Origin of the sequence: Acinetobacter sp. EKM10A (genome assembly GCF_011075215.1) — a bacterium.
Classification (GTDB): Bacteria; Pseudomonadota; Gammaproteobacteria; order Pseudomonadales; family Moraxellaceae; genus Acinetobacter; species Acinetobacter baumannii.
Genome location: NZ_JAALLK010000010.1, coordinates 18,934 through 30,219, shown reverse-complemented (window position 1 = coordinate 30,219; position 11,286 = coordinate 18,934). Strand labels below are relative to the sequence as shown.

10 protein-coding genes are annotated in these 11,286 nt (G+C 38.4%); all 10 read left to right on the top strand.

What is annotated here, in order from left to right; translation table 11 throughout:
• Window positions 1-196 precede the first annotated feature (196 nt).
• Window positions 197-1,540, top strand: coding sequence for a 30S ribosomal protein S12 methylthiotransferase RimO (gene rimO, locus G9371_RS13005; protein WP_029424745.1), 1,344 nt, complete (start codon window positions 197-199; stop codon window positions 1,538-1,540).
• Window positions 1,541-1,591: 51 nt separating this feature from the next.
• Window positions 1,592-2,320, top strand: a complete 729-nt coding sequence (gene pyrH / locus G9371_RS13000; protein WP_000852257.1) for a UMP kinase — start codon at window positions 1,592-1,594, stop codon at window positions 2,318-2,320.
• Between the two features lie 85 nt (window positions 2,321-2,405).
• Window positions 2,406-2,960, top strand: coding sequence for a ribosome recycling factor (gene frr, locus G9371_RS12995; protein ID WP_000606428.1), 555 nt, complete (start codon window positions 2,406-2,408; stop codon window positions 2,958-2,960).
• Window positions 2,961-2,965: 5 nt separating this feature from the next.
• Window positions 2,966-3,718, top strand: a complete 753-nt coding sequence (gene uppS / locus G9371_RS12990; protein WP_029424746.1) for a polyprenyl diphosphate synthase — start codon at window positions 2,966-2,968, stop codon at window positions 3,716-3,718.
• Window positions 3,718-4,542 (top strand): phosphatidate cytidylyltransferase, encoded by an 825-nt coding sequence (locus tag G9371_RS12985; RefSeq protein WP_000893489.1) that lies wholly within the window; start codon window positions 3,718-3,720, stop codon window positions 4,540-4,542. Before uppS ends, G9371_RS12985 begins: the two co-directional genes overlap by 1 nt.
• A complete protein-coding gene (ispC, locus tag G9371_RS12980) occupies window positions 4,543-5,739 on the top strand; it encodes a 1-deoxy-D-xylulose-5-phosphate reductoisomerase (RefSeq protein WP_000194641.1) in 1,197 nt (398 codons plus the stop codon).
• A gap of 1 nt (window position 5,740) precedes the next feature.
• The gene (gene rseP / locus G9371_RS12975) at window positions 5,741-7,096 is read left to right on the top strand and encodes an RIP metalloprotease RseP (RefSeq protein ID WP_000992586.1); all 1,356 of its coding nucleotides are present in this window, start codon (window positions 5,741-5,743) and stop codon (window positions 7,094-7,096) included.
• Between the two features lie 37 nt (window positions 7,097-7,133).
• Complete coding sequence (gene bamA, locus G9371_RS12970) at window positions 7,134-9,665, top strand: outer membrane protein assembly factor BamA (RefSeq protein WP_025464922.1); 2,532 nt, start codon at window positions 7,134-7,136, stop codon at window positions 9,663-9,665.
• A gap of 41 nt (window positions 9,666-9,706) precedes the next feature.
• A complete protein-coding gene (locus tag G9371_RS12965) occupies window positions 9,707-10,210 on the top strand; it encodes an OmpH family outer membrane protein (RefSeq protein ID WP_001037943.1) in 504 nt (167 codons plus the stop codon).
• Between the two features lie 4 nt (window positions 10,211-10,214).
• A complete protein-coding gene (gene lpxD / locus G9371_RS12960) occupies window positions 10,215-11,285 on the top strand; it encodes a UDP-3-O-(3-hydroxymyristoyl)glucosamine N-acyltransferase (RefSeq protein WP_000868103.1) in 1,071 nt (356 codons plus the stop codon).
• The last annotated feature ends 1 nt before the right edge of the window (window position 11,286 follow it).

The following is an 11,286-nucleotide window of genomic DNA, read 5'->3' as shown; positions in this document are numbered from 1 at the left end:
AAAATCGTTCTTAATATCTTTTGGTCAAAAATACGGATGTATATACCAATAATATCATGATCCAACTTGGTGCAATATTGAGTTTTGGTGCAAATATTGGTTGTATTTTGGTGCATTACACAAAGAGTGGGGTTTCCACCTATGCTTGAGACGAGAAAAGACATACAATACGCGCATTCAAGTGGAGCGCAGATTCATGAAGACCCCCAAAGTCGGTTTTGTTTCTTTAGGTTGTCCTAAGGCATTGGTAGATTCTGAACGAATTTTAACTCAGTTAAAGACTGAAGGTTATCAAGTTGCATCAGATTATAATGGTGCTGATTTAGTTGTTGTTAACACCTGTGGTTTTATTGAATCTGCAGTACAAGAATCTTTAGATGCGATTGGCGAAGCCATGAGTGAAAATGGCCGAGTTATTGTGACAGGCTGTTTAGGTAAAGACGAAGATAAAATTCGTCAAATGCACCCTAATGTTCTAAAAGTTACTGGTGCAGCAGCTTATCAAGACGTTATGGAAGCTGTACATGAATATGTCCCAGCACCGCCTAAACATAATCCGTTTATTGACCTTGTTCCTGAGCAAGGTATCCGTTTAACACCGAAACATTATGCTTATTTAAAAATATCTGAAGGCTGTAACCACCGTTGTACCTTCTGTATTATCCCGAGCATGCGCGGTGATTTAGTATCACGTCCGGTTGGAAGCGTATTAGAAGAAGCTGCTGCGTTAAAACGTGCAGGTGTAAAAGAAATCTTGGTCATTTCCCAAGATACCTCAGCTTATGGCGTAGACACCAAATATAAGCTCGATTTCTGGAATGGACAGCCCGTAAAAACCAAATTCTTTGACATGTGTGAAGCACTTGGTCAGCTTGGAATTTGGGTTCGCTTACATTATGTATATCCATATCCACATGTTGATGCAGTAATCGATTTGATGGCTCAAGGTAAAATCTTGCCATACCTCGATATTCCATTCCAGCATGCAAGCCCACGCGTTCTTAAATTAATGAAACGTCCGGCGCATAGTGAGAATACATTAGAAAAAATTAAATTATGGCGCGAAAAATGCCCGGATCTTGTGATCCGTTCTACTTTCGTGGTTGGCTTTCCAGGCGAAACTGAAGAAGACTTCCAGATTTTGCTCGATTGGTTGGTTGAAGCTCAACTTGATCGTGTAGGCTGCTTTACCTATTCACCAGTAGAAGGCGCTACGGCAAATGATTTACCAGATCATGTGCCAGAAGAAATTAAGCAAGAGCGTTACGAGCGCTTTATGCAAGTGCAGCAACAAATCTCTGCTGCCAAATTACAAAAACGTATTGGTCAAACGATGACTGTATTGGTCGATAGTTTGGAAGATGAATATCCTGTTGCTGTTGCACGTTCTTATGCCGATGCTCCGGAAATTGACGGTAATGTCTTTGTAGAAGATATCGATAAGAGCACTATTCAACCAGGCGATATGTTGGAAGTCGAAATTACCGATGCGGATGAATACGACTTATTTGCAAAGTTAATTAAAATTAAATCGGTCTAATCGAATCGCGATTCAAAAAGCATTCAGTTTAAGAGGTCTTGGAGCAAAATCATGGCGGAAACAATCAGCCCCCGTTATTCACGAATTTTATTAAAATTATCTGGTGAAGCTTTATCAGGTAATAAAGATATGGGTATTGATGCTCAAGTTTTAGATCAGATGTCACTTTCTATTGCACATTTGGTTGGCTTGGGTGTGCAAGTAGGTATCGTTGTGGGTGGCGGTAACTTATATCGTGGTAGTCAGTTACAAAAAGACGGTTTGGTTGGCCGTGTAACAGGTGATCAGATGGGGATGCTTGCAACTGTTATGAATGGTTTGGCAATGCGTGATGCATTGGTGCGCCGTAACATCAGAACTCGTCTTATGTCAGCGCTACCAATCGGTACTGTTGTAGAGTCTTACTCAAGTCGTGATGCGATTCGTCATTTAAGTCAAGGCGAAGTGTGCGTTTTCGTAGCAGGAACAGGAAATCCATTCTTTACAACTGATACAGCAGCATGTTTACGTGGTATTGAAATTGAAGCAAATTTAATTTTGAAAGCGACCAAAGTAGACGGTGTTTATAATAAAGATCCGAGTAAATACGAAGATGCGGTGAAATATGACCATTTAACATTTGACCAAGTGTTAGATGAAAAACTGGGTGTTATGGATTTAACGGCAATTTGCTTATGCCGTGACCATAATGTTCCATTACAAGTATTTGATATGAATAAATCTGGTGCGCTATTGTCAGTGGTAATGGGTGAAAAAGAGGGTACACGCGTTACTAAATAATGTACGTGTGCCGTAAAGCTCTTTATACTAGCGCTAAATTAAATTTGTTATATACATCCTTGAATAAATAAGTAAGGAAGATCATATGATTAACGATCTGAAAAAAGACAGCGAACAGCGTATGTTAAAAACTCTTGAGTCTTTGGAACAAGGGTTTGCTAAAGTTCGTACCGGCCGTGCACACCCATCAATTTTAAATGGGGTAATGGTTCCTTACTATGGTTCTGATGTGCCTTTAAACCAAGTAGCGAACGTTGGTGTTGAAGATTCTCGTACGCTTATCGTTCAACCATTTGAACGTACGATGGTTGCTGCAATTGATAAAGCAATTCGTGAAAGTGATTTAGGTTTAAATCCTATTACTGCTGATTCAATCCGTGTACCTTTGCCAGCTTTAACTGAAGAAACACGTCGTGATATGCAGAAAATCGCTCGTAGTGAAGCTGAAAACGCGAAAGTTGCTATCCGTAATATTCGTCGTGATGTATTAGGTGATATCAAGGCATTGTTAAAAGAGAAAGAAATTTCTGAAGATGATGAGCGTCGTGCAGGCGATGATATCCAAAAAATCACTGATAAATATGTTGCAGAAGTAGACAAGCGTCTAGCAGCGAAAGAAGCAGAATTGATGAAGGTCTAATTTTTATGACCGATTCAGAAGAGTATCATCTTCCTCAGCATGTTGCCATCATCATGGATGGCAACAATCGCTTTGCAAAGAAAAATCAAATGCAAAAAGGCGATGGGCACAGAGAGGGTAAAAATGTTCTTGACCCTATTGTTGAACATTGTGTTAAAACTGGCGTTCGTGCTTTAACTGTTTTTGCATTTTCGAGTGAAAATTGGAATCGACCACAATATGAAGTCGATCTGCTTATGAAACTTCTTGAAGAAACGATTCATGAGCAAATACCTCGCATGAAGAAATTCAATATTGCTTTGCGCTTTATAGGGGATCGTTCCCGATTACCTTCACATTTAGTTGCCTTAATGGAAGATGCAGAGCAACAAACAGCACATCATGACACCATGACATTAACTATTGCAGTAAGCTATGGTGGTATGTGGGATATTGCAAATGCAGCTAAGCAGGTTGCTCAAGCAGTTTCCCGTGGCGAAATTGACGCTGATCAAATAAATGTTGATTTGTTCGAAAAATATGTCAGTCTAAACGATCTGCCAGCTGTGGACTTGTTGATCCGTACAGGTGGAGATTTCCGTATATCTAACTTCTTGTTATGGCAAGCGGCTTATGCGGAGCTGTATTTTACGGATACTTTGTGGCCGGAATTTACAGTGGAAGAATTCGACCATGCATTGAATGTCTTTTCAGGGCGTGAACGTCGTTTCGGTAAAACATCTGAACAAATTCAGCAAGAGAAAATCGAGAAATTATAATGTTAGAGCGGATTGTTACCGCATTGGTACTTGTTGCAGTTGTTTTGGGCTGTATGTTTGCTACGCAATCACATTATCCAATGTTGGTACTTATGATTGTAGCAGCAGGAGTTGCGGGGTATGAATGGTATAAGTTAATGCCTCGGGAAGTTGGTGCAGTAGTAAAACCTAAAGCTTGGGGTTATGGTCTACTTGTTGCTTTTGTTTCTGGCGTTGCCTTATTCTTTCATGACATTGCTTTACTGTTATGGTCTGCTTCAATTTTAACTTGGCTCGTTAGTGTTTATTGGGTCAAGTCTTTTCCTGAATTCGATGGGTGGTATAACGCGACCCTGTATGTCATTGGTTTGATTCTTATCTGTGCAGCAGTGACTGCAATCTTTGTAGTATGGCAAAGCTCACCATGGTGGTTGATGTATTTGTTCTTGCTTGTGTGGGGTGCAGATAGTGGAGCTTACTTTGTAGGCCGTAAATTCGGTAAAAGAAAATTGGCGCCTACAGTAAGTCCTAATAAATCAGTAGAAGGTTTATATGGCGGTATTCTCACTACAATTATTGTAATGCTTGTGGTGCAATATCAATATTTAAACCTAACTTGGGTTCAACAACTTCTATTCTTGATTTTGTCTTTAATTACAGTGTTCGGTTCAGTATTAGGTGATTTATTTGAATCAATGATCAAACGCCGTGCTGGTATTAAAGACTCTGGCCGTGTTTTGCCAGGTCATGGTGGTGTATTGGACCGTATTGATTCTTTACTCGCAGCAGCCCCGATTTTTGCAACGGGAATGTATATATTAAAGCTTATTGGTGTAGATTTATAGATGACACAATCTGTTTGCATATTGGGTGTAACCGGTTCTATTGGACGAAGTACCTTAAAAATTTTAGGTCAACATCCAGATAAGTATTCAGTCTTTGCAGTTTCGGCGCATAGTCGAATTTCTGAACTTGTTGAAATCTGCAAACAGTTTCGACCTAAAGTTGTTGTTGTTCCTGAACAGAAAATAGCTGAACTAAAAACACTATTTGCTCAGCAAAATATATCGGATATTGATGTTTTAGCTGGGCAAGAGGGTTTAGTCGATATCGCATCTCATACAGATGTGGATATTGTTATGGCTGCAATTGTAGGGGCAGCTGGGCTGTTGCCAACTTTAGCGGCTGTTAAGGCAGGTAAACGAGTACTACTTGCCAATAAAGAAGCATTAGTTATGTCTGGTGAAATCATGATGCAAGCTGCTCGTGATCATCAGGCATTGTTATTGCCAGTTGATTCTGAACATAATGCAATTTTCCAATCATTACCTCATAATTATTTACAAGCAGATAGAACAGGGCAACCACAGCTAGGTGTATCTAAAATATTGCTTACAGCATCTGGTGGTCCCTTTTTAAATCACTCCTTAGAACAATTGACTCATGTAACGCCGCAACAAGCATGTAAACATCCAAACTGGTCAATGGGACAAAAAATTTCGGTTGACTCAGCTACTCTTATGAATAAAGGGTTAGAGTTAATAGAGGCTTGTCATTTATTTTCAATATCTGAACATTTTGTTACAGTTGTTGTTCATCCACAAAGTATCATTCACTCTATGGTGCAGTATGTTGATGGCTCAACATTAGCACAAATGGGTAACCCGGATATGTGTACTCCGATTGCACATGCATTGGCATGGCCTGAGCGTTTACAAACTAATGTTCCTGCTTTAGATTTATTTGAGTATTCTCAACTTAATTTTCAGGCACCGGATACCCAAAAATTTCCTGCATTAAATTTGGCTAGACAAGCAATGCGTGCGGGAGGTTTGGCACCAACCATTTTGAATGCAGCTAATGAAATTGCAGTTGAAGCATTCTTAATGGAAAGGATTGGATTTACAAGTATTCCGCAAGTGGTAGAGCATACTTTGGAAAAATTAGAGAATGCAGCGGCTGAAAGCATCGAGTGCATTTTAGATAAAGATAAAGTGGCCCGATCTGTAGCTCAGCAATATATATCAAGTATTGGAGGCTGAAATGAATGCACTGTTTATGATTGCAGCGGCAGCTCTTTTACTTGGGCCTCTAATTGCAATCCATGAGTTTGGCCATTACTGGGTTGCGCGAAAACTTGGTGTTAAAGTTTTAGTTTACTCAATTGGGTTTGGACCAACTTTACTGAAATGGACGTCTAAGAAGTCTGGTATTAAGTATCAGCTTTCTGCCTTACCTTTAGGCGGCTATGTCAAAATGTTGGACGAGCGAGAAGGTAATGTGGCAGAACAAGATCTACCATATGCTTTTAACCGGCAAAAACCGTGGAAACGTATAGCGATTGTTGCTGCTGGACCATTAATTAACTTGATTTTTGCCGTACTCCTCTTTTGGATTTTGTTTTTACCAGCCCAAGAACAATTAAATACTAAAATTGGCAAAATTATTCCAAACTCTCCAGCTGCAGCAGCCCAGTTACATGTAGGTGACAAAATTATTGCTGTTGATGGGAAAGAGACAACAACATGGGAAAAGCTAAACTTTGCTTTGATTGATCGAGTTGGGGAAACAGGTACTGTAAATATTGATGTGGACCGTGCTGGTTCCGAAAAAAATTTTGTATTACCAATTAAAGATTTTTTAAAAAATCAAAATGAATCTGCACTGGACGTATTAGGTTTCTTACCTTATCGACCTGTGATTCCTGCTGTTGTAACAGAGTTAACGGAAGATGGTGCGGCGATTCGTCAAGGGATGAAAGTGGGCGATCGTATTGTTGCGATTGATGGCCAGCCTATGAAAGATTGGTTCGACGTGGTAGAAGTTGTCCAGCGTTCCCCAGAAAAGTTACTTAAGATTGATGTCTTACGTCATGAACAACTAGTACATTTACAAGTTATGCCACAAGGTAAGCGTGATAGCATGGGGCAGGTAAATGGAGTACTTGGTGTAAAAAGTGATGCTGGAAAAATTACAATTCCTGACGAATATAAGCAAACAATTCAATATACTCCAATACAAGCTTTTGAAATGGCACTTGATAAAACTGGCCAAATCTCTAGCATGATTTTGAATTCAATAGTAAAAATGGTTAAGGGACTAATTGGATTAGAAAATCTTTCTGGGCCAATTACCATTGCAAAAGTAGCTGGCCAAAGTGCAGAAATGGGTTGGGAAACCTTTATCTCTTTTATGGCTTTAATGAGTGTAAGTCTTGGAATTTTAAACTTATTACCAATTCCAATGTTAGATGGTGGTCATCTAGTGTATTACATTATTGAAGCTATTCGTGGGAAGCCTGTTTCTGAACAAATACAAATGTTTGGTCTAAAAATTGGTATGGTACTGCTCGGTAGTATGATGCTTTTAGCTTTATTTAATGACTTTATGCGTTTGTAAACGTATATGGATTTATAACTTACTGGAAAAAACTGGCATGCGGCACACACATTTTTTAATGCCTTTGGCACTTGTTAGCGCTATGGCAGCGGTACAACAAGCATATGCAGCTGATGATTTCGTTGTTAGAGATATTCGTGTAAACGGGTTGGTCCGTCTTACCCCTGCAAATGTTTATACCATGTTGCCAATCAACAGTGGCGATCGCGTTAATGAACCGATGATCGCCGAAGCAATTCGAACATTGTATGCCACTGGACTTTTTGATGATATTAAAGCATCAAAAGAAAATGATACTTTGGTTTTTAATGTTATTGAGCGCCCAATTATTTCAAAGCTTGAATTTAAGGGTAATAAACTTATTCCTAAAGAGGCTTTAGAACAAGGCCTTAAAAAAATGGGTATTGCTGAGGGTGAGGTTTTTAAGAAATCTGCTTTGCAAACCATTGAGACAGAATTAGAGCAACAATATACTCAACAAGGCCGTTACGATGCTGATGTTACAGTTGATACTGTTGCTCGTCCAAATAACCGCGTTGAATTAAAAATTAATTTTAATGAAGGAACGCCGGCAAAAGTCTTTGATATTAATGTAATTGGTAATACTGTTTTTAAAGACAGTGAAATTAAACAAGCATTTGCAGTTAAAGAAAGTGGTTGGGCTTCTGTAGTCACACGTAATGACCGTTATGCACGTGAAAAAATGGCTGCAAGCCTTGAAGCTTTACGTGCCATGTACCTTAACAAAGGCTATATTAATTTTAATATTAATAATTCCCAACTCAATATTAGTGAAGATAAAAAGCATATCTTTATTGAGGTTGCTGTTGATGAAGGTAGCCAGTTTAAATTTGGTCAAACTAAATTCTTAGGTGATGCGCTTTATAAGCCTGAAGAATTACAAGCTTTAAAAATTTATAAAGATGGTGATACCTATTCACAAGAAAAAGTAAATGCGGTTAAGCAATTACTTTTACGTAAGTATGGTAATGCAGGTTATTACTTTGCAGATGTAAATATTGTGCCGCAGATTAATAATGAAACTGGCGTTGTTGACTTAAATTATTACGTGAACCCAGGTCAGCAAGTTACCGTACGTCGTATTAATTTTACTGGTAATAGCAAAACTTCTGATGAAGTATTACGTCGTGAAATGCGTCAGATGGAAGGTGCATTAGCGAGCAATGAAAAAATTGACTTATCTAAAGTTCGTTTAGAGCGTACAGGTTTCTTTAAAACAGTTGATATTAAACCTGCTCGTATTCCAAACTCTCCAGACCAAGTTGACTTAAACGTAAATGTTGAAGAACAACATTCAGGTACTACTACATTAGCGGTCGGTTATTCGCAAAGTGGTGGTATTACGTTCCAAGCAGGACTTAGTCAAACTAACTTTATGGGTACAGGTAACCGAGTTGCAATTGACTTATCTCGTTCTGAAACTCAAGACTATTACAACTTAAGTGTTACTGACCCTTACTTTACAATTGATGGAGTAAGCCGCGGTTATAATGTCTATTATCGTAAAACGAAGCTGAATGATGACTATAACGTTAATAACTATGTAACGGATAGTTTCGGTGGTAGTTTAAGTTTTGGTTACCCAATTGACGAAAATCAAAGTTTAAGTGCTTCGGTGGGCGTTGATAACACTAAAGTAACCACAGGTCCTTATGTTTCTACATATGTACGTGATTACTTATTGGCAAATGGCGGTAAGGCAACTGGTAAGTCATCTTGGTGTCCAAGTGGTAAGAATAAAACAGATCCTAACACGCAACAACCAATACCTGATACATGTGAAGGCGGTTTTGAAGACTATAATAGTGCTTTTGAGGGTGAATTTTTTACCTATAACTTAAACTTGGGCTGGTCTTATAACACATTAAACAGACCAATTTTCCCAACATCTGGTATGTCTCACCGTGTAGGTCTTGAAATTGGTTTACCAGGTAGCGATGTTGATTATCAAAAAGTAACTTATGATACTCAAGCATTTTTTCCTATCGGCAGTACCGGCTTTGTACTTCGTGGTTATGGTAAGTTAGGCTATGGTAATGATTTGCCATTCTATAAAAACTTCTATGCGGGTGGTTACGGTTCTGTGCGTGGCTATGACAACAGTACCTTGGGACCTAAATATGCGAGTGTAAATCTACAAGAAACTAAACAAAATGATGGTTCACCGGAAGAAGTGGGCGGTAATGCTCTGGTCCAATTTGGTACAGAGTTGGTTTTACCAATGCCATTTAAAGGTGATTGGACTCGTCAAGTGCGTCCAGTTCTTTTTGCAGAAGGCGGTCAGGTTTTTGACACTAAATGTAACATTGATAACACTGTTTATGGTGACAAAGGCATGAAGATTAATGGCCAGACCATTACAGACGTTAGAAAATACTGTGAAGATAATTATGGATTTGATTTAGGTAACTTACGTTATAGTGTGGGTGTTGGTGTAACCTGGATTACGATGATTGGTCCATTGTCACTTAGCTATGCATTCCCGTTAAATGATAAACCAGGTGATGAAACTAAAGAAATTCAGTTTGAAATTGGTCGTACTTTCTAAGTACGATCTTTTTGTATAACGAAATAAGGAAAGAGATTTACATGAATAAATTAAATAAATTAATGTTAGGGTTAGGCCTGACGGTGGCTTCTGTAGCAGCTAATGCAGCTGGTTATGGGGTAATTGATCTAGCTAAAGTTGTTGAAAGTAGTACTTATTTGAAACAGCAAAATGCAAGCTTAAACCAGTCAGTGAAACCAACTACAACTAAGCTTGAGCAATTAGGTAAAGAGTTAGAAGGGCTTCAACGTCAAGCGCAGACTCAAGGCCAAAAAATGAAAGAAGATGAGATTAAAAAATTACAATCTCAGTATCAATCGAAATTAAATGAATTTAATTCAACACAGCAAGGCTTACAGTCAAGAGTTCAAACGAGCTTACAAAGTATGAATACAACTTTTGAGACTAGAGTTAAGCAAGCTGCTGAGCAATTACGAAAAGAAAATAATCTTGACTTTATTTTGAATAAAAATTCGACTGTTGCCTATGACGCTAAGTATGATTTAACTGATAAAATGATACAAAAGGTTAATTCAATGAAATAAATTAATGAAAGTGCAACAATATCGTTTAGATGAATTAGCTCACCTTGTTAAAGGTGAGCTAATTGGTGAAGGTAGTCTTCAATTTTCAAACTTGGCGAGTTTGGAAAATGCAGAGGTTAACCATCTTACTTTTGTGAATGGTGAGAAACATCTCGATCAAGCTAAAGTAAGTCGTGCGGGCGCTTACATTGTTACCGCAGCTTTAAAAGAACATCTTCCTGAAAAAGATAATTTTATTATTGTTGATAATCCCTATCTTGCGTTTGCAATCCTTACCCATGTATTTGATAAAAAGATTAGCTCAACAGGCATAGAAAGCACTGCCCAAATTCATCCATCTGCTGTTATTTCCGAAACTGCTTATATTGGTCACTATGTGGTTATTGGTGAGAATTGTGTAGTTGGCGATAATACCGTCATTCAGTCACATACCAAACTTGATGATAATGTAGAAGTTGGAAAAGACTGTTTTATTGATTCTCATGTCACTATTACAGGTGGTTCTAAATTACGAGATCGCGTCCGTATTCATTCAAGTACTGTCATTGGTGGAGAAGGTTTTGGTTTTGCTCCATATCAAGGAAAGTGGCATCGTATTGCTCAATTAGGTTCAGTTTTAATTGGAAATGATGTCCGAATTGGATCAAATTGTAGTATTGATAGAGGCGCACTTGATAATACAATTCTGGAGGATGGGGTTATTATTGATAACCTTGTGCAAATTGCACATAACGTTCATATTGGTTCAAATACTGCTATTGCAGCGAAGTGCGGTATTGCCGGAAGTACAAAAATTGGCAAAAACTGTATTCTAGCTGGGGCGTGTGGAGTGGCAGGACACCTTTCAATTGCTGATAATGTGACTTTGACTGGAATGTCAATGGTCACAAAAAATATTTCTGAAGCTGGAACTTACTCTTCGGGAACCGGATTATTTGAAAATAATCATTGGAAAAAGACGATTGTACGCTTGCGACAATTAGCAGATGTGCCATTGACCCAAATCACTAAACGACTTGATCATATACAAGCTCAAATAGAGTCTCTTGAATCAACTTTTAATTTGCGTAAATAGA

Excerpts from the sequence above, each read along its gene's own strand:
- rimO (WP_029424745.1), top strand. The coding sequence starts at position 197 with ATGAAGACCCCCAAAGTCGGTTTTGTTTCTTTAGGTTGTCCTAAGGCA.
- pyrH (WP_000852257.1), top strand. The coding sequence starts at position 1,592 with ATGGCGGAAACAATCAGCCCCCGTTATTCACGAATTTTATTAAAATTA.
- frr (WP_000606428.1), top strand. The coding sequence starts at position 2,406 with ATGATTAACGATCTGAAAAAAGACAGCGAACAGCGTATGTTAAAAACT.
- uppS (WP_029424746.1), top strand. The coding sequence starts at position 2,966 with ATGACCGATTCAGAAGAGTATCATCTTCCTCAGCATGTTGCCATCATC.
- G9371_RS12985 (WP_000893489.1), top strand. The coding sequence starts at position 3,718 with ATGTTAGAGCGGATTGTTACCGCATTGGTACTTGTTGCAGTTGTTTTG.
- ispC (WP_000194641.1), top strand. The coding sequence starts at position 4,543 with ATGACACAATCTGTTTGCATATTGGGTGTAACCGGTTCTATTGGACGA.
- rseP (WP_000992586.1), top strand. The coding sequence starts at position 5,741 with ATGAATGCACTGTTTATGATTGCAGCGGCAGCTCTTTTACTTGGGCCT.
- bamA (WP_025464922.1), top strand. The coding sequence starts at position 7,134 with ATGCGGCACACACATTTTTTAATGCCTTTGGCACTTGTTAGCGCTATG.
- G9371_RS12965 (WP_001037943.1), top strand. The coding sequence starts at position 9,707 with ATGAATAAATTAAATAAATTAATGTTAGGGTTAGGCCTGACGGTGGCT.
- lpxD (WP_000868103.1), top strand. The coding sequence starts at position 10,215 with ATGAAAGTGCAACAATATCGTTTAGATGAATTAGCTCACCTTGTTAAA.